The following is an 18,002-nucleotide window of genomic DNA, read 5'->3' as shown; positions in this document are numbered from 1 at the left end:
CTCCATGGCCGTACGCGGCCGGCACCGCCGGTACCAGCCGAACAGGATCAACCGCGCATCGCTCACCGTCACGGCGGGCGGCGCGGGCATGGCGCTGCCGCTCATGGCCACCGGCACCGCCCACGCGGCCGACGTGGACACCTGGAACAAGGTCGCGGCCTGCGAGTCGACCAACGACTGGGACATCAACAGCGGCAACGGGTTCTACGGCGGGCTCCAGTTCACGCAGTCCACCTGGGAGGCGTACGGCGGCACGCGCTACGCGCCCCGTGCGGATCTGGCCACCCGGGACCAGCAGATCGCCGTGGCCGAGAAGGTGCTGGACGGGCAGGGGCCGGGCGCCTGGCCGGTCTGCTCGGTGCGGGCGGGGCTGAGCCGGGGCGGGGAGAATCCCGACATCCGTCCGGACGGCGGATCGGCGAAGTCCGCCCGGACGTCGTCCGAGCGGTCCGCCGGGTCGACGTCCCGGTCCGCCCCGAAGCCGTCCGCCTCGAAGCCCGTGTCCTCGAAGACGGCCAAGACCTCCCTGGACGACGTGCGGCCGCAGAGCACGCCCCAGTCCCGGGCCGGCACCGCGCAGATGTACACGGTCGTCCGGGGCGACACCCTCTCGGGCATCGCGGACGACGAGGACGTCCGGGGCGGCTGGCGGGGCCTGTACGCCGCGAACCGGACGACCATCGGCGGCGACCCCGACCTGATCCTGCCGGGCCAGCGGCTCAGTCTCCGAGGCCGTGCGGGCGGCTCGCCCGTGACGTCGGGCAGCGGCGAGGCCCGTACGCAGAGCCGGACGCAGAAACCGAAGACGTCCCGCGGCGCCGAGCAGAGCAAGCCGTCCAGGAGCACCAAGGCCAAGGACGACGACCGGCCGACGAGCGGGCACTCCCTCGTGGCGCCCGTCGGCGCCTCCACCGGGACGCCGTACCACGCGAGCGGTTCGTCCTGGTCGAAGGGCTACCACACCGGAGTCGACTTCCCCGTAGCCACCGGCACGTCCGTGAAGGCCGTCGCGTCGGGTCATGTGGTCAGCGCAGGCTGGGCCGGTTCCTTCGGCTACCAGGTGGTCGTCCGGCACGCCGACGGCCGCTACTCGCAGTACGCCCACCTGTCGGCGATCTCCGTACGGGACGGGCAGTCGGTGGGCGCCGGGCAGCGCATCGGCCGGTCCGGTTCCACCGGCAACAGCACGGGCCCGCATCTGCACTTCGAGGTGCGGACGGGGCCCGGCTTCGGGACGGACATCGACCCGGTGGCCTACCTGCGCGCCGGCGGCGTCAGGATTTGACCCGCTCCCGGTGCCGGTCCACGACCGGCATCGGGACGAACAGACCTCCGTACAAGCGGGCGTAATAGGACGGGGGAACGTCCGCGCCGGGCGGACCCTCCTCGAAGCGATCCTCCGCACCGGCCGCGGCCGGTGCGCAGACGAGCCGTTCCTCGCGCACCCGGTCGGGCCGGACGTCGCCGAGGGCCGTCGCCCGGACGTCCTCGAGCGCCGCCGTGACCGACCGCAGGTCCTCCAGCGCCGCCTCGGTGAGCCGCAGGTCCCGCAGGACGATCCGCTCCGGCGGCCCGACCGCGGGCGCCGCGTCCGACCGCGCGCCCTGCCGTCGCGGCGCGGCCGGTTGCTCCGGGAAGCCGTTGCCGGAGGCCACCACCACCCTCTTCTCGGCATCGGCACCGGCATCGGCATTCTGGGCCTCGGCCGCGACGCCGAGCGCGCCCAAGACCTCGGCTTCGGTCTCCCGTGCCGGGGCCGTACCCGCGTCCTGCCGGGTCCGAGGCGCCGGGAGAGGGGCCGTCGCCGGCTCCGGCCGCTCCGTCTGGAGGCGCTCGGTCGTCAGCAGGATGAGTCCGCCCGCCGCCACCACGCCGCAGCCCAGGGCCAGCACGGTGCCCGTCGTGCCGTACCGGAACGTCTCGCCGAACATCGTGATGCCGACCGCGGCCGCCACCACCGGGTTGACCACCGTCAGGGTGGCCAGCGGGGCCGCGAGGCCCGCGCCCCGGTAGGAGGCCTGGGACAGGAGCATCCCGGCCGTGGCCAGGACGGCGATCACGGCCAGGGAGGGGAGGTCGGCCGCCGAGACGCCGTCGGTCCAGTCGACCGCGACGGTCTTGGTGAACACCGACGACATGCCGAACGCGATGCCGGACGCGGTCGCCAGCAGCATGCTGCGCACCGCCGGATGCCGGTGCGCGGCCCGCCCGGCCACCATCAGGGCGACGACCGCGCCCGCGGTGACCACGGCCACGGTGATCCGCTGCGGGGTGCTCAGCGACTGCGCGTCGGCCGCTCCGACCAGGGACAGCAGACCGGCGAGACCGACCGTCGCCATGACGGCCCCCCGCCAGGCCGCCGACCCGGCCCTGCGGCCGACGAAGAGCGCCGCCATGGGCAGCGCGAAGACGATGGTCAGCGCGCCCAGCGGCTGGACCAGGCTGAGAGGACCGTAGGCGAGCGCCACCACGTGCAGGAGTCCGCCGAGCCCGTTCATCGCCACCGCGGCCCACCACCCGGGGCGGCGCAGCGGCGCGTACTCCCCGGACGGCGAGGACAGCGCCACCTGCTCCTGCACGATCGCCCCGCCCGCGTAGGCGACAGCGGAGACCAGCGACAGGACCACGGACAACGCGAGGGCGCTCATGAGCTGCTCCTCTGCGTGAGGCGGGGGCGCGGGGCCCGGCGCGGCGAACGGTCGGCTCTCATGACAACCACGATGCCTTGTCGATCTGTTCCCGTCGTCGTACCTAAGCACGCAATAAGTCCTACTGCCGATGGAGTACGGCGGGCCCCGTGTCCTCCCTCAGGCGGGTGACGGACCAGGGATCCCCCCGATCCCGGCCCCCTACCGCCCTTGGTACTACTGCACCTCGTGGACCTCGCCCCCGATCTCGACGCGCTCCGCCCGCTCGGGCCCTTCTTCGCCCTGCGCCCGCTGCCGGCCGGCCCGGCCGACCCGGCGCGGGCCCTGCCGACCCTGGCCCTGGCCTACGCATGGCCCCCCGGACCTGCGGCGCCCGACGGGCGCCCGGACCCGCTGGCCCACCGTGTCCGCAAGGTCACCGAAGCCCTGCGCGCCCCCGAGGACCGGATCGGCGCCTCCGTGGCGCAGCAGGGGCTCGCCGCCCGGCTGTGGTCGGTGACGCTGGGCTGCGCCGCGCTCAACGGGTACGTTCCCGACCTCGCCCCGGAGCTGCTGCGCTGGGACCCGGAGGCGAGCGCCCCGGACGACCTGTGGCTGACCGTGGGCCGGGTGCTGCCGGGGGACGCCGCGGCCGTCGCCGCGACGGTCCTGGACGGGCACCTCGGGCCGCTCGCCGCGGCGCTGCGCGCCCGGCACCGGATCGCGCCCGGCCTGCTGCGGGGCAACGCGGCGTCGGCGCTGGCCGGAGCGGCTCGTCAGCTGGACGGATGGGCCCGGACGCACGGCCGCCCGGACGTCGCCGCACGCGCGCGTGCCCTCACCGCGGAGCTGTTCACCCACCCGCTCCTCGCCGACACCGGCACCGGTACCGCGTCCGGTACGGGGTTCCGCCGCCGGAGCTGCTGTCTGTACTACCGGGTGCCCGGCGGGGGCGTCTGCGGCGACTGTTGCTTCACACGATCCCCGCGCTCTTCCCCGCGCGCCCCGTCTGGGTGACCATGAAAGGGAACCGGTCGCCGAGATGGGGGTTGCGGGTGCGCGTGGGACTGCTGACCCGGGAATATCCCCCGGACGTGTACGGCGGGGCCGGGGTCCATGTGGAGTTCCTCGCCCGCGAGCTGCGGCGGCTCGTCGACCTCGACGTGCACTGCTGGGGCGAGGGCCGCGCCGACGGGGTGCAGCGGCACCGCCCGTGGTCCGCGCTCGACGGAGCCAACGACGCGCTGCGCACCTTCTCCGTGGACCTCGCCATGGCGGCCGCCCTCGAGGGCCGCGAACTCGTCCACTCGCACACCTGGTACGCCAATCTCGCCGGGCACCTCGCCAAGGAGCTGTACGGCGTGCCGCACGTGGTGACGGCGCACTCGCTGGAGCCGCTGCGGCCCTGGAAGGCCGAGCAGCTGGGCGGTGGCTACGCCCTGTCGAGCTGGGCGGAGCGGACCGCGGTGGAGGCGGCCGACGCGGTGGTCGCCGTCTCGGGCGCGATGCGCGAGGACATCCTCACCTGCTACCCGGCGCTCGCCCCGGAACGGGTCCACGTCGTCCACAACGGCATCGACACCGACCTGTACCGCCCGGACCACGGCACGGACGCGCTGACCCGGATCGGCCTGGACCCGGACCGGCCGTTCGTGCTGTTCGTCGGCCGCATCACCCGTCAGAAGGGCGTGCCCCACCTGCTGCGCGCCGTGCGCGGCATCGACCCCGCGGCGCAGGTCGTGCTCTGCGCGGGGGCGCCGGACACCCCCGAGATCGACCGGGAGTTCCGTGATCTGTTCGCGGAGCTGAGCCGTGCCCGGGACGGGGTGCACTGGATCCCGCGGATGCTGCCCCGCCCCGAGGTGATCCAGCTCCTCACGCACGCCGCCGTCTTCGTCTGCCCGTCGGTGTACGAGCCGCTGGGCATCGTGAACCTGGAGGCGATGGCCTGCGGCACCCCCGTCGTGGCCTCGCGTGTCGGCGGTATCCCGGAGGTCGTCGAGGACGGCGTCACCGGCACGCTCGTGACCGTGGACGACGAGGCGGACGTCTTCGAGGCGGAGCTCGGCCGTGCGCTGGACGCGGTTCTCGGCGACCCTGGGACGGGGCGCCGCATGGGCGCGGCCGGGCGGGCGCGGGCCGTCGAGGAGTTCGGCTGGGACGCGGTCGCCAGGCGTACGGTCCGGCTCTACGAGGAGATCGTCAAACAGGCTTAGTTCCCCCGGTCGGGGGCAACCATGGTTCAACCAGGGTGAGGGGAGCGGCCATGCGACGCGGTGGGCCTTCGGTGCTCGGGATCGTGCTGGCGGGCGGTGAGGGGAAACGGCTGATGCCGCTGACCGCCGACCGCGCCAAGCCGGCGGTCACCTTCGGTGGCACGTACCGGCTGGTGGACTTCGTGCTGTCCAACCTGGTGAACGCCGACATCCTGCGCATCTGTGTGCTGACGCAGTACAAGTCGCACTCGCTGGACCGGCACATCACCACCACCTGGCGGATGTCGAGCCTGCTCGGCAACTACATCACCCCGGTCCCGGCGCAGCAGCGGCTCGGCCCGCGCTGGTACCTCGGGAGCGCCGACGCGATCCTCCAGTCGCTGAACCTGATCTACGACGAACGGCCCGAGTACGTGGCCGTCTTCGGCGCCGACCACGTCTACCGCATGGATCCGCGCCAGATGCTGACCCAGCACATCGACAGCGGCGCGGGGGTGACCGTGGCGGGGATCCGGGTCCCGCGTGCCGAGTCGTCCTCCTTCGGGGTGATCACCCCGGGTTCGGACGGGCTGACGGTCGAGAGCTTCCTGGAGAAGCCCGCCGACCCGCCCGGTCTGGCCGACGACCCGGACCGGGTGTTCGCGTCGATGGGCAACTACATCTTCACCACCAAGGCGCTCATCGAGGCGCTCCAGCGGGACTCCGAGGAGGAGGACTCCGTCCACGACATGGGCGGCTCGATCCTGCCGCAGCTCACCCGGCGCGGCGAGGCCCAGCTCTACGACTTCCACGACAACCACGTGCCCGGTGAGACCTCGCGCGACCAGGGCTACTGGCGGGACGTGGGCACGCTCGACGCGTACTACGACGCCCACATGGACCTGATCGCGGAGCGTCCCGCGTTCAACCTGTACAACCGCAGCTGGCCCATCTACACCCACTCGGGCCAGCTCTCCCCGGCGCGTTTCAACGCGGGCGGCATCGCCGGAGAGTCGATCATCAGTTCGGGGTGCCTGATCCGCGGTCAGGTCACCCGCTCGGTGCTGTCGCCGGGTGTGGTGGTCGACCCGGGAGCGGTCGTGCAGGGGTCGATCCTGCACGACAACGTGCACATCGGACGGGGTGCGGTGGTGCGCGGGGCGGTCCTCGACAAGAACGTGGAGGTCCCGCCGGGTGCGACCATCGGCGTGAACCCGGAGCGCGACGCGGAGCTGTACACCGTGTCCCGGAACGGCGTCATCGCCCTGGGAAAGGGCCAGCTGGTGTCGTGAACTTAATGCGCTGTTAACTGTGTGTAGCCTGATCGTACTTGACCGTAATCGCCCGGACCGGCTTGACTGCTTGCCTCACCCTTCGTCGACGCGAGGCAAGCCCGTGACTGCTGATGATCTGCTGGCACCCCTCGACCTGGCGTTCTGGAACCTCGAGTCCGCCGAGCACCCCATGCACCTGGGCGCGCTCGGCGTGTTCACGGCGCAGTCGCCCGCGGCGGCCGCCCACGCGGCCGACCTGCTGGCGGCCCGGGCCGCCGCGGTCCCCGGACTGCGCATGCGGATCCGGGACGTGTGGCGGCCCTTCGACCCCGCCGAGCCCTTCGACCTGCGCCGCTCGCTCGCCTTCGGCGGCGCGACCCGCGAGAGCGACCCGGCCTTCGACCCGCTCCACCACGTCACGCTGCACGTGCCCACCGCCGACTTCCAGGCGGAGGCCGGCCGGCTCATGGAGCGGCCCCTGCGGCGCGGCCGCCCGCCGTGGGAGGCCCACGTCCTGCCCGGTGCGGACGGCGCGGGCTTCGCCGTGCTCTTCAAGTTCCACCACGCCCTCGCCGACGGGCTGCGCGCGCTGACCCTGGCCGCGGCCGTCCTCGACCCGATGGACCTGCCCGCCCCCCGGCCCCGCCCCGCCGAGCCGGCCCGCGGGCGCCTCCCGCAGGTGCGCCGGCTGCCCGACCTGCTGCGCGGGGCCGTCTCCGACGTGGGCCGCGCCCTCGACATCGGCGCCTCCGTCGCCGTGCACACCCTGGGCATGCGGCCCACCCCCGCCCTCACCGCGGCGCCCACCGGCACCCGCCGCACCGCCGGTGTCGTCATCGACCTCGACGACGTGCACCGCATCCGCAAGGTCGCCGGCGGCACCGTCAACGACGTGCTGATCGCGGTCGTCGCCGGGGCGCTGCGCCGCTGGCTCGACGAACGCGGCGACGGCAGCGAGGGCGTCGTGCCGCGCGCGCTCATCCCCGTCTCCAAGCGCCGCCCGCGCACCGCCCACCCCCAGGGCAACCGGCTCTCCGGGTACCTCATGCGGCTCCCGGTCGACGACCCGGACCCGCTGCGCCGCCTCGGCACGGTCCGTGCCGCCATGGACCGCAACAAGGACGCCGGGCCCGGCCGGGGCGCCGGCGCCGTCGCCCTGCTCGCCGACCACGTCCCGGCCCTCGGCCACCGGCTGGGCGGCCCGCTGGTCAGCCAGGCCGCCCGGCTCTGGTTCGACATCCTCGTCACCAGCGTGCCGCTGCCCAGCCTCGGCCTGAAGCTCGGCGGGAACCCGGTGACCGAGGTCTTCCCCTACGCTCCGCTCGCCCGCGGCCAGGCCCTGGCGGTGGCCGTCTCTACCTACCGCGGCGGGGTGCACTACGGGCTCGTCGCCGACGCCGAGGCGGTGCCCGACCTCGACCGGTTCGCGCGGGCCCTGACCGCCGAGGTGGAGACGCTCATCACGGCCTGCGGCTCTTGACGGGAACGGGTTTGGAGGACGGGCCCGGCGCTCCGTAAAATTCACCCTTCAGCAGCGGACTCGGTCGGAGCGCCGCACGGGTGATCAGGGAAGCGGCAGCGCGATGACGGTGACAGAGGACGGCTCGGCGGCGATCACGCAGGAGGTCGTGGACGAGGTCGTGCACGGCCCCGGTATCGACCCGGAGCGGCTCGCCGTCTGCCTCGCCGTGCTGGACGAGCTCGACCGGTTGGACGTCGACCACCCCGACGCGATCACCGTGCGCCGGGCCACCGCCGGGATCTACCGCACCGTCAAGCAGCGCCGCCGCCAGGACCGCCGGGCCGCCAAGACCGCCCACGACAAGGCGGTCACCGAGGCCACCGCGACCGGCTCCGCCCAGCGCATCGACGACGAGACCGAGGGCATCCTGCCGTCCTCGGCCACCGAGGAGGGCCGGATCGCGGGAATACTCCAGCGCCCGCGCTCCTGCTACACCTGCAAGAACCGGTACGTCGAGGTCGACTACTTCTACCACCAGCTCTGCCCGGACTGCGCCGCCGAGAACCGCTCCCGCCGTGACGCCCGCGCGGACCTCACCGGCAAGCGCGCGCTGCTCACCGGCGGCCGCGCCAAGATCGGCATGTACATCGCCCTGCGGCTGCTGCGCGACGGGGCCCACACGACCGTCACCACGCGCTTCCCCAAGGACGCCATCCGCCGCTTCAAGGCCATGGACGACTCGTCCGACTGGCTGCACCGGCTGGAGATCGTCGGCATCGACCTGCGCGACCCGGCGCAGGCCGTCTCGCTCGCCGAGCGCGTCGCCGACGCGGGCCCGCTCGACATCCTCGTGAACAACGCGACGCAGACCGTCCGCCGTCTGCCCTCCGCCTACGCCGCGCTCGTCGGCGGCGAGAACGCCCCGCTGCCCGCCGGTGAGCTGCCCGCCCACCACGTCATCGGCGCCTTCGGCTCCGGCGCGGTCGACGGACTCGCCGCGCTGCCCCTGGGCACCGGCGGCCCGGACGCCCAGCAGGTCGCCGACCTCGCCCTGGTCGCGGGCAACGCCAGCATCGCCCGGCACCTCGACGGCACCGCCATCGACGCCGGCGGTCTGGTCCCCGACGTCGTCGACAGCAACACCTGGGTGCAGACCATCGAGCAGATCTCCCCGGTGGAGCTCCTCGAGACCCAGCTGTGCAACTACACGGCGCCCTTCATCCTGATCAGCGCGCTGCGCCCGGCGATGGCCGAGGCCGCCAAGAAGGCGGCGAGCGGACGCGCGTACGTCGTGAACGTCTCGGCGATGGAGGGTGTCTTCGGCCGTGGCTACAAGGGCGCGGGCCACCCGAACACCAACGCCGCCAAGGCCGCGATGAACATGGTGACGCGCACCAGCGCCCAGGAGATGTTCCAGAGCGACGGCATCCTCATGACCTCGGTCGACACCGGCTGGATCACCGACGAGCGCCCGCACTTCGACAAGCTGCGCCTCGCCGAGGAGGGCTTCCACGCCCCGCTCGACCTGGTCGACGGCGCGGCCCGGGTCTACGACCCGATCGTGCGCGGCGAGCAGGGCGAGGACCTGTACGGGGTGTTCCTCAAGGACTACGCGCCCGGCAAGTGGTAGGCGCGGGCGGTCCGCCGCTCCGGTAGGGGCCGCCGTGGGTGCGGGCCGTCGTGCCCGCACCGGCGCGACCCCCGGCCCGTGCCCGCTCATGGCGCGCCGGACCCGTGCCCGCTCAGGTGGCGCGCCGGGCCCGGCGTACGGATGTGCCGCCGTCGACGAGCAGGTCCGCGCCCGTGATCCACTCCGCCGCGTCGGAGCACAGCCAGAGCACCGCCCCCGCCACGTCCCGCGGCTCCCCGATCCTGCCGAGCGGCAGCCCCCGCGCGATCTCCGCTTCCCCCGGCTCCCAGACGAACCGGGCCATCCGCGTCCGTACCAGGCCGGGGGAGACGGAGTTCACCCGCACCCGGGGGCCCAGCTCACCCGCCAGCTGCCGGGTGAGGTGCAGCAGGGCCGCCTTGCTGGTGCCGTAGGCGCCGACGTCCGGGCCGACGTGTCCTGCGCCCTCCGTGCACACGTTGACCACGGTGCCGCCGTGCTCGCGCATCCAGCCCCGCCAGGCGCACTGCACCAGTCGGAGCGGCGCCTCGACGTTCACCGCGAACGCCTCCCGCCAGACGAGCGGATCGGCGTCCATGAGCGGTCCGTAGGGCTGGTTCGTCGCCGCGTTGTTGACCAGGATGTCCATCCGCCCGAAGGAGTCCAGGCACAGCCGGGTCAGCTCCCCGGGATGCCCGGGGTCCCCGACGTCGCCCGCCAGCCCCACGCCGTCCAGCTCCCGGGCCGCGCGGCGCACCCCCTCCGCGTCCCGCGCGCTCACGCACACCCGTGCCCCGGCGTCGGCGAGCGCCCGCGCCACGGCCAGGCCGATCCCGCGCGTCGCCCCGGTGACGACGGCGGCCCTGCCCCGCAACCCGTACGACGGCGTCATCGGCGTACCGTCTCATGACGAGCCGTCAGTCAACAGCCCCGAGACGTGAGGTGCGGGCCGCGATCAGCTCCAGCACGGTGCGCCAGTCCTCGAGCACACCCGCGTCGGCGCCCGGCACCCGGCCGTCCTCGTCGGCCTGGCGCAGGCTGAGCAGGTCGTCGTCGGGGGTGGCGCCGTGCCAGGGGTGCAGGGACACCAGGCGGGAGACACGCGGGCCCAGCAGGGGCCGTACGGCGTCGGCGACCCGCTGCGGCCGGGGCGCGGCGTCGCCGGGACTCAGCAGTCGGCCGACCGGGTGGACCAGTCCGGTGAGCTGGAGTTCCTTGTCGGCGGGACGGCTCCGGCGCAGCAGCGCGGCCGTCTGGAGCGCGTGGTCGTGCAGGTCGACGCCCGGCCCGCCGTGGGCCGTCGGGTCCCGCACGCCCCGGCAGGCGTACAGCAGGTCCATCAGCTCCTCGACACTGCGCAGCCGCATGCGTCAGCCCTTCCGCGAGACCGCCGTTGCCGGACGCCAGCAGAGCACGGCCGGCTTGCGACCGGACGAACGGCACCTGAACTGCGCGGCGCAACCACCGGCGCAGGCACCGTCCCGGGAGTGCGCCACGCCGGGCTGCGTCCCCCGAACGGGTGAACTCAGAAGGTGCATGAGGGTGCAAAAGGGTTCAATTCACTTGCGAGGACATGTGGGTGACTTGCCATGGTTACCCCAAATTTTCAGCGCTATCGAGCGGCCACCCGCTCATTTGGTTACCCTGTACCGACGGACAGCAGTACGGAGTGCCACCCACACCCACCGTCCGTCATGGGACCAGCCGCCCACAACGGCTCGCCCTCCCAGGAGTTGCCGGCGCCACCGCGTCCTCGACCGACTTGAGCAAGACCCGAGGGAATGTCAGGCGCCGGACCGCAGACTGGCGGCACGCCCCGAGGGTGACCCGACACATAAGGAGTGCGCGGTGACACCGGAGAAGACGAATCGCGAGCAACGCCCCAAGGAACGCCTGGAACGGGCCGGCCGCCGGCCCGGCGAGATCGGCAGCCTCGACGTGTGGGCCCGCTCCGCCCCCATCCGTCTGGCGGGCTACGAGGAGGATCTCGCCGAGCCCCACATCCTGCCCAGCGTGGACTGAGCCGCCCGCGCCGGACCGCACGGGTGTGCGTCAGGTACGCCCGTGCCGGCCCGCCGCCGCGCTCAGTCGAGCGGAGCCGTCCGGCGCCACGGCCGCAGCTGCTCCAACTGCCCCGCCAGCCGCAGCAGTTCGGACTCCCTTCCGGGCCGGCTCACCAGCTGCACCGAGGCGGGCGCCCCGGACGGCAGCGTGCCGAAGGGCACGGCCATCGCCGGCCAGCCGGTCAGGTTCCACGGCGGGGTCAGCGGTGAGTAGTTGGTGTTCACCAGCACATTGCGCAGCCAGCCCCGCTCGTGCCACGCCACCGACCGGGGCGACCGGCGGGCCAGTGCCGGGGTGAGCAGCACGTCGTACTCCCCGAAGAACGGCTCGAGACGCCGGCGCAGCGCATCGCGTGCCGGGCTGCTGCGCACCCCGGACACGAAACGCCGGCCGATCGCCGCGTGCACCCGGGTGCGCCGGGTCAGCAGACGGGGATCCAGGTCCGCCGCGTCCACGGCCGTGCCCGCCGTCCAGTGCGCGAGCGAGGTGACGCCCAGCGACAGCGGATAGGGCGGCTCGGCCCGCTCCACATGGTGCCCGGCCCGGACCAGCACCCCGGCCGCGTCCCGCGCCGCGTCCCGGAACGGTGCGCTCACCGTGACCCCCGCCAGCGGGCTGCGCACGGAGACGGCGATCTTCAGCGCGCCCGGCTCCGCGGGCGCGGCGACCTCGGAGCCGGCGAGGACCGCCAGCATCAGCCGGGTGTCCTCGACGGTCGTCGCCAGCGGGCCGTTCTCCGACATCCCGAACCAGTCGCCCTCGCCGATCCCGGCCGGCACCACCCCGTGGCCCGGCTTGAGGGTGACCAGACCGCAGTTGGCCGCCGGGATGCGCAGCGACCCCATGCCGTCGTTGCCGAGCGCGATCGGCACCATGCCGGCGGCGACCGCGGCCGCGCTGCCGCCCGACGAACCACCCGCCGTGCGCGAGGTGTCCCACGGGTTGCGGGCGGTGCCGTGCACGCCCTCGGTGGTGCCGAAGACGCAGAGCTCCGGCACGTTGGTCAGACCGACCACCACCGCGCCGGCCGCCCGCAGCCGGGCCACCGTCACATGATCGTCCTCGGCCGGGGTCTCCGGCGTGGCGGCCGAACCGACCCGGGTCGACTCGCCGCGCACGGCGAGGTTGTCCTTCACCGCCACCGGCACCCCGGCCAGCGGGAGGGAGTCCAGGTCCTCGCGGGCGGCCAGTGCCTCCGCCTCCGCGAGGGCCGCCCGGGCCCGCACCGTGCGGAAGGCTCCGATCCGGCCGTCCAGCCGCTCGATCCGCGCGAGATGCTCCGCCACCACCTCGCGCGGCGTGACCTCCTTCGCGCGGACGGCGGCGGCGATCTCGGCGGCGGTCCGGCCGGCCCAGCTGGTCACAGGCAGCTCCCTCGGTGTGCGTGCACTACTGGTGAGTACAGGGAGAACTCTGCCCCGCCGGGGGGCCCGCGTCGAGAGGCGGCAGCGGCTCAGGAACCCACTTGCGCACGCAGCCACTCCTCGACCTCGCCGACGTGGGCGGCCGCCGCCGCCCTGGCCGCCTCCGGGTCGCGGGCGGCCAGGGCGCGGTGGATCGCGGTGTGCTCGCGGCGGGTACGGGCGAACGCGCCCACCTCCCGGTAACCGCGCCAGACCCGGGCCCGGAAGGTGCGCGAGGACAGTCCCTCCAGGATCGCCGCCATCGTCTCGTTGCCGGCGGCCGCCGCGATCACCCGGTGGAACTCCAGGTCGTGCGCGAGGATCTCCTCCGGGTCGTCCGTCGCGTTCATCGCCGCCAGGTGCCCCTCGACGGCGGCCAGTTCGGCGGGCGTGATGCGGGCCGCCGCCAGCGCGGTGGCCGTCGACTCCAGGATCCGCCGCACCTCCAGGAGTTCGACCAGCCGAGGGCCGCGCGACAGGTCGGCCACCACCCCGAAGGTCTCCAGCAGGTCGCCCGCCCGCAGCGCGGTCACGTAGATCCCGGAGCCGTGCCGGGCCTCCAGCACCCCGAGCACCGTGAGCGCCCGGATCGCCTCGCGCATCGAGCTGCGGGAGATGCCCAGCTGGGCCGCGAGATCACGCTCGGTCGGCAGCCGCTGGCCGGGCTCCAGCGTTCCGTCGGTGATCATCGCCTTGATCCGCTCGATGGCGCGCTGCGTCACCGTGCCCTTCGCTGCGGCGGCCCCGGTGCGCGGGGAGTCTTCCACGTGGCCCTCCTGTCGGCGGTGCGCCGCGGTCCGGCCACCCGGTGTGGTCGGACCACTTGAGCGGTGAACCTGCCGAAAAGCTACCCGGGGGGTGTCGCGGAGCGGAAGTGGTCTGATAAATATTCGGCGGCGGCCACGGACCCCGACAGATCGTCCTCGCGGTACCCGTACCCGGCGGCGACGTCCGGACCGCCGACCCGACATCCGGAAGGAGAAGGCGGCGTGAGCGACTTCGAAGGGCTGAGGGCCCTGGTGACGGGGGGCGCCTCCGGTATCGGCCGGGCGACCGCGGAGCTCCTGGCCGAGCGCGGCGCCCGGGTCGCCGTCCTCGACCTCGACCCGTCCGGCGTCGGCGAGCCGCTGCTCGGTCTTCGCGCCGACGTCACCGACGACGCGTCCGTACGGGCGGCGGTCGAGGCCGCGGTCGCCGCCCTCGGTGGGCTGGACGTCCTGGTCAACAACGCGGGCATCGGCGCCCAGGGGACGGTCGAGGACAACGACGACGCCGCATGGCACCGGGTCTTCGACGTCAACGTCTTCGGCATGGTCCGCACGGCCCGCGCCGCCCTGCCGCACCTGAGGCGTTCCCCGCACGCCTCCGTCGTCAACACCTGCTCGATCGCCGCTTCCGCCGGGCTTCCGCAGCGCGCGCTCTACAGCGCCACCAAGGGCGCGGTGTACTCCCTGACCCTCGCCATGGCCGCCGACCACGTCCGCGAGGGCATCCGCGTGAACTGCGTCAACCCTGGGACGGCGGACACCCCGTGGGTCGGCAGACTGCTCGACACCGCCGAGGACCCCGCCGCCGAACGCGCCGCCCTGGAGGCCCGTCAGCCCACCGGCCGGCTGGTCGGCGCCGCCGAGGTCGCCGGCGCGATCGCCTATCTGGCGAGCCCCCTGTCCGGCGCCACCACCGGTACCTCGCTCGCCGTCGACGGCGGGATGCAGGGCCTGCGGCTGCGACCGGTGCAGCGGTGAACGCGCTCGGGCGCAGCGCGGTCCCGGTCAGCCCCCTCGCCTTCGGCGCCGCCGTCATCGGCAACCTCTTCACCGAGGTCGGCGAGGAGCAGACCCACGAGGCGGTGACCGCCGCCTGGCAGCAGGGCATCCGCTACTTCGACACCGCGCCGCACTACGGCCTCGGCCTGTCCGAACGCCGTCTCGGCGCCGCCCTGCGCGAGCACCCCCGCGGGCGGTACACCGTCTCCACCAAGGTGGGCCGCCTCCTGGTGCCGGACGAGCGGGCCGGCGACGACCTGGCCGACGGCTTCGCGGTCCCCGCCACCCACCGCCGCGTCTGGGACTTCAGCGCCGACGGCGTACGGCGCTCCCTGGACGCGAGCCTGGAACGGCTCGGTCTCGACCGGGTGGACGTCGTCTACCTCCACGATCCCGACGACCATGCCGAGCAGGCCTTCCGGGAGGGCTACCCGGCGCTGGAGAAGCTGCGCGCGGAAGGCGTCGTCGGCGCGATCGGCGCCGGGATGAACCAGGCGGAGATGCTCACGCGCTTCGTACGGGACACCGACGTCGACGTCGTCCTGTGCGCGGGCCGGTACACCCTGCTCGACCAGCGCGCCGGGGCCGGCCTGCTGCCCGCCGCGGCGGAGCGGGGGGTGTCGGTGGTCGTCGGGGGCGCCTTCAACTCCGGCCTGCTCGCCGACCCCCGGCCGGACGCCACCTTCGACTACGCGCGGGCGCCCGCCGCACTGCTGGAACGCGCGCTGCGGCTGAAGGAGACCGCCGCGCGGCACGGCATCACCCTGCGGGCCGCGGCCCTGGCCTTCTGCGCTGCCCACCCGGCCGTCGCGAGCGTCCTGGTCGGCGCCCGCTCGGCGGCCGAAGTGCGGGACTGCGCGGCGCAGTTCGCCGTGCCCGTCCCCGCCGCCTTCTGGCAGGAACTGCGGGACACCGGTCTGCTTCCCGCGAGGGAGCCGTCACCTCGGGAGCCGTCATGAGGGTCGCCCTGCACACCAGGGTCCGTGCCGACCGCGTCGACGCGTACGAGGCCGCGCACCGCGAGGTCCCCGGGGAACTGACGGACGCCATCCGCGCCGCCGGGGCCACCTCGTGGACCATCTGGCGCAGCGGCGCGGACCTGTTCCACGTTCTCGAGTGCGAGGACTACGCCCGCCTCCTCGCCGAGCTGGAGAAGCTGCCGGTGAACACCGTGTGGCAGGCGCGGATGGCCGAGCTGCTGGAGGTGGCGCACGACTACTCCGCCGCGGGAGCGGGCGCCGGCCTGCCCGTCGTGTGGGAGCTGCCGTGACCGTCGACGCGCACCACCACGTGTGGGAGCTCGCGGTGCGCGACCAGGACTGGATCGCCGAAGGGAGCCCGCTGCGGCGGGACTTCACCGTCGCCGACCTCGCACCGCGGGCCCGCGCGAGCGGGGTCGACCGCACGGTCGTCGTCCAGACGGTCACCGTCGCCGAGGAGACCCCCGAACTCCTCGCCCTGGCCGACGCGCACGACCTGGTCGCGGGGGTCGTCGGCTGGACCGACCTCACCCGCCCGGACGTCGCCGACGAACTGGCCCGGCTGCGCGAGCTGCCCGGTGGCCGTCACCTCAAGGGCATCCGGCACCAGGTCCAGGGCGAGCCGGACCCGCGGTGGCTGCTACGGGCGGACGTGGGCCGTGGTCTGGCCGCCGTCGCCGCCGCCGGGCTCGTCTTCGACCTGGTGGTGCGGTCCCACCAGCTCCCCGCCTGCGTCGAGGCGGCCGCCTCGCTGCCCGGGCTCACCTTCGTCCTGGACCACGCGGGCAAACCGCCGATCGCGTCCGGCGCGCGGGAACCCTGGGCGTCCGGCGTACGGGCGCTCGCGGCGCTGCCCAACACGGTCTGCAAGCTCTCCGGGCTGGTCACCGAGGCGGACCCCGCGTACTGGACCGCCGGCGACCTCCGCCCGTACGCGGACACCGTCCTGGAGGCCTTCGGGCCGGCCCGGCTGATGTTCGGCTCCGACTGGCCGGTCTGCACGCCCCTCGTCTCCTACGGCGAGGTGCTGGACCTCGCGAGGGAGCTCACCGGCCCGCAGACGCACGCGGAGGTCTTCGAGGGCACCGCGGTGCGGGTCTACGGCCTCTGAGCGGTGCCCGCGAGCCGGGTCGGCGGCAGGTATTCCCGCACGTACGTCCGCTGCCAGTACGCGCCCGTCTCGCGCAGCTCCCGCCAGGTCGTGCAGCGGTAGCGGAAGAGCCGGGCGCGGATGTGGCGCGGGGGCTCGTCGGGCGGGAAGGGGGAGCGGCGCAGCAGCCGGAGGGTGTCGCGGTCGTTCTCCAGGAGCCGTTCGACCAGGGCGGCGAACCACGCCCCGGCGTAGGCGGGCGAGAGGGCGGCGAACCACATCACCCAGTCCAGGCGCAGATGGTAGGGGGCGAACTGGCGCGGCCAGTGCCGGGGATCGCCCGGCTTGCCCTTGAACTCGTACTCGCGCCAGTCGGAGTCCTCGCGCGGCACCTCGTCGAGCGTGCCCTCGACGATCACCTCGTAGCGGATCCGGCTCACGCTGCCGAACGCGCCGTAGGTGTTGACCAGGTGCAGCGGATCGAAGGAGCGGTTCATCACCTGGCGGCGGGAGAGCATGTTGACCACCGGGTGGTAGCTGAGGAACAGCAGCAGCGCGACGGCCGCGAGCACCACCACCTCGTACCAGAGCGGGGTGTCCGCAGCCGTGTGCCGGCCGCCGGGGAGGCCGAGCGCGGGTACCGCCAGGACGACCGTGATCCAGTTCAGCCAGGCGAAGTTGCCCGACAGGATCAGCCAGAGCTGGGTCAGGATCATCAGGGAGGCGGCGGCGGTGGCGATCGGCTGTGGGGTGAACAGCAGGAACGGCACCACGAGTTGGGTGAAGTGGTTGGCCGCCGCCTCGACGCGGTGCAGCGGCCGGGGCAGCCGGTGGAAGAACCAGCTGAGCGGGCCGGGCATCGGCTGGGTCTCGTGGTGGTGGTAGAGGCACGTCAGCTTCCGCCAGCAGGCGTCGCCCCGCATCTTGATCAGGCCGGCGCCGAACTCGACGCGGAACAGCAACCAGCGCAGCAGGAGCAGCACGAGGACGGGCGGGGCCACCTCGTCGTTGCCGAGGAACACCGCGAGGAAGCCCGTCTCCAACAGCAGGGACTCCCAGCCGAACCCGTACCAGGTCTGGCCCACGTTGACGATGGACAGGTACAGCGCCCACGGCACCAGCCACAGGGCCATCGCCGCCCCGAGGGGCAGCAGCCCGTCCAGGCCGGCGATCAGCGCCCCGGACACCGCGCAGCCGGTCCAGGCGCAGAGGGCGAACAGACGGTCGGAGTAGCGCAGCTGGAACAGGCTGGGCGCCCGCCGGAAGGGCACCCGCTCGACGAAACGCGGCACCGGCAGCATCCCCCGCTCGCCGAGCAACGGCCTGAACTGGAGGGCCGCGGTCAGGAACGCGACCAGGTAGACGCCGGCCAGGGCCCGCTGGAAGACCAGTCGGCTCGCCCAGTACTCGGGTGCGGTGAACCAGTCCACAGCGCGGTGCTCCTCTTCTTCTCCCCGGGTCCCGTCGGGTCGGGCGCCCGGGTCGCCGCTCACCGTGCGTGTCCACGTCCTCCGGTTGCGTGACGATGCCGG

General features: G+C 73.9%; 17 protein-coding genes. 11 read left to right on the top strand and 6 right to left on the bottom strand.

The features are described from left to right. Positions 1-4 precede the first annotated feature (4 nt). On the top strand, positions 5-1,285 hold the full coding sequence (locus Saso_RS27760; RefSeq protein ID WP_189924258.1) for a transglycosylase family protein: 1,281 nt from the start codon (positions 5-7) through the stop codon (positions 1,283-1,285). On the opposite strand, the gene Saso_RS27755 is transcribed toward Saso_RS27760, so the two are convergent. Then, complete coding sequence (locus Saso_RS27755; RefSeq protein WP_189924260.1) at positions 1,275-2,648, bottom strand: DMT family transporter; 1,374 nt, start codon at positions 2,646-2,648, stop codon at positions 1,275-1,277. The genes Saso_RS27760 and Saso_RS27755 overlap by 11 nt on opposite strands. A gap of 228 nt (positions 2,649-2,876) precedes the next feature. Between Saso_RS27755 and Saso_RS27750 the strand changes: the two genes are divergently transcribed. The 5 genes from Saso_RS27750 (at position 2,877) to Saso_RS27730 (ending at position 9,188) form a co-directional block, all read left to right on the top strand. Next, positions 2,877-3,644: a (2Fe-2S)-binding protein gene (locus tag Saso_RS27750; RefSeq protein ID WP_189924610.1), complete on the top strand. Its 768-nt coding sequence runs from the start codon at positions 2,877-2,879 to the stop codon at positions 3,642-3,644. A 38-nt stretch (positions 3,645-3,682) separates the two neighbouring features. Next, positions 3,683-4,843 carry a glycogen synthase gene (glgA, locus tag Saso_RS27745; RefSeq protein WP_189924262.1) on the top strand — a complete coding sequence of 387 codons (1,161 nt, stop codon included), beginning with the start codon at positions 3,683-3,685 and terminating at the stop codon, positions 4,841-4,843. Positions 4,844-4,893: 50 nt separating this feature from the next. Next, positions 4,894-6,114, top strand: coding sequence for a glucose-1-phosphate adenylyltransferase (gene glgC, locus Saso_RS27740; protein ID WP_189924264.1), 1,221 nt, complete (start codon positions 4,894-4,896; stop codon positions 6,112-6,114). Positions 6,115-6,217: 103 nt separating this feature from the next. Further along, positions 6,218-7,576, top strand: a complete 1,359-nt coding sequence (locus Saso_RS27735) for a wax ester/triacylglycerol synthase family O-acyltransferase (RefSeq protein ID WP_189924266.1) — start codon at positions 6,218-6,220, stop codon at positions 7,574-7,576. A 103-nt stretch (positions 7,577-7,679) separates the two neighbouring features. Beyond that, complete coding sequence (locus tag Saso_RS27730) at positions 7,680-9,188, top strand: SDR family NAD(P)-dependent oxidoreductase (protein WP_189924268.1); 1,509 nt, start codon at positions 7,680-7,682, stop codon at positions 9,186-9,188. 112 nt (positions 9,189-9,300) lie between these two features. Here Saso_RS27730 and Saso_RS27725 read toward each other — a convergent pair whose 3' ends face one another. Both Saso_RS27725 and Saso_RS27720 read right to left on the bottom strand, forming a co-directional pair. Beyond that, positions 9,301-10,059: an SDR family oxidoreductase gene (locus Saso_RS27725; protein ID WP_189924270.1), complete on the bottom strand. Its 759-nt coding sequence runs from the start codon at positions 10,057-10,059 to the stop codon at positions 9,301-9,303. 25 nt (positions 10,060-10,084) lie between these two features. Continuing rightward, on the bottom strand, positions 10,085-10,534 hold the full coding sequence (locus tag Saso_RS27720) for an inositol oxygenase family protein (protein WP_189924272.1): 450 nt from the start codon (positions 10,532-10,534) through the stop codon (positions 10,085-10,087). Between the two features lie 481 nt (positions 10,535-11,015). On the opposite strand from Saso_RS27720, the gene Saso_RS27715 reads away from it, so the two are divergent. Continuing rightward, entirely contained in the window at positions 11,016-11,189 is a 174-nt protein-coding gene (locus Saso_RS27715) for a hypothetical protein (protein WP_189924274.1), read from the top strand. Positions 11,190-11,251: 62 nt separating this feature from the next. Here Saso_RS27715 and Saso_RS27710 read toward each other — a convergent pair whose 3' ends face one another. Next, positions 11,252-12,595, bottom strand: coding sequence for an amidase (locus tag Saso_RS27710; protein ID WP_189924276.1), 1,344 nt, complete (start codon positions 12,593-12,595; stop codon positions 11,252-11,254). Between the two features lie 89 nt (positions 12,596-12,684). Then, positions 12,685-13,401 (bottom strand): FadR/GntR family transcriptional regulator, encoded by a 717-nt coding sequence (locus Saso_RS27705; protein WP_189924278.1) that lies wholly within the window; start codon positions 13,399-13,401, stop codon positions 12,685-12,687. Positions 13,402-13,623: 222 nt separating this feature from the next. On the opposite strand from Saso_RS27705, the gene Saso_RS27700 reads away from it, so the two are divergent. Genes Saso_RS27700 through Saso_RS27685 form a run of 4 tightly spaced genes read left to right on the top strand, consistent with a single transcriptional unit; the run spans position 13,624 to position 16,491 of the window. Next, the gene (locus tag Saso_RS27700) at positions 13,624-14,379 is read left to right on the top strand and encodes an SDR family NAD(P)-dependent oxidoreductase (RefSeq protein ID WP_189924280.1); all 756 of its coding nucleotides are present in this window, start codon (positions 13,624-13,626) and stop codon (positions 14,377-14,379) included. Continuing rightward, positions 14,376-15,359, top strand: coding sequence for an aldo/keto reductase (locus Saso_RS27695; RefSeq protein ID WP_189924282.1), 984 nt, complete (start codon positions 14,376-14,378; stop codon positions 15,357-15,359). The genes Saso_RS27700 and Saso_RS27695 overlap by 4 nt, the downstream gene beginning before the upstream one ends. Next, the gene (locus tag Saso_RS27690; protein ID WP_189924284.1) at positions 15,356-15,670 is read left to right on the top strand and encodes an L-rhamnose mutarotase; all 315 of its coding nucleotides are present in this window, start codon (positions 15,356-15,358) and stop codon (positions 15,668-15,670) included. Before Saso_RS27695 ends, Saso_RS27690 begins: the two co-directional genes overlap by 4 nt. Beyond that, a complete protein-coding gene (locus tag Saso_RS27685; RefSeq protein WP_189924286.1) occupies positions 15,667-16,491 on the top strand; it encodes an amidohydrolase family protein in 825 nt (274 codons plus the stop codon). The genes Saso_RS27690 and Saso_RS27685 overlap by 4 nt, the downstream gene beginning before the upstream one ends. On the opposite strand, the gene Saso_RS27680 is transcribed toward Saso_RS27685, so the two are convergent. Next, positions 16,479-17,900 carry a lipase maturation factor family protein gene (locus tag Saso_RS27680; protein WP_189924288.1) on the bottom strand — a complete coding sequence of 474 codons (1,422 nt, stop codon included), beginning with the start codon at positions 17,898-17,900 and terminating at the stop codon, positions 16,479-16,481. The two genes, Saso_RS27685 and Saso_RS27680, sit on opposite strands and share 13 nt — an antisense overlap. Between the last annotated feature and the right edge of the window lie 102 nt (positions 17,901-18,002).

This window comes from Streptomyces asoensis, assembly GCF_016860545.1.
GTDB classification, from domain to species: domain Bacteria; phylum Actinomycetota; class Actinomycetes; order Streptomycetales; family Streptomycetaceae; genus Streptomyces; species Streptomyces asoensis.
This window is presented reverse-complemented; position numbering and strand designations above follow the sequence as displayed.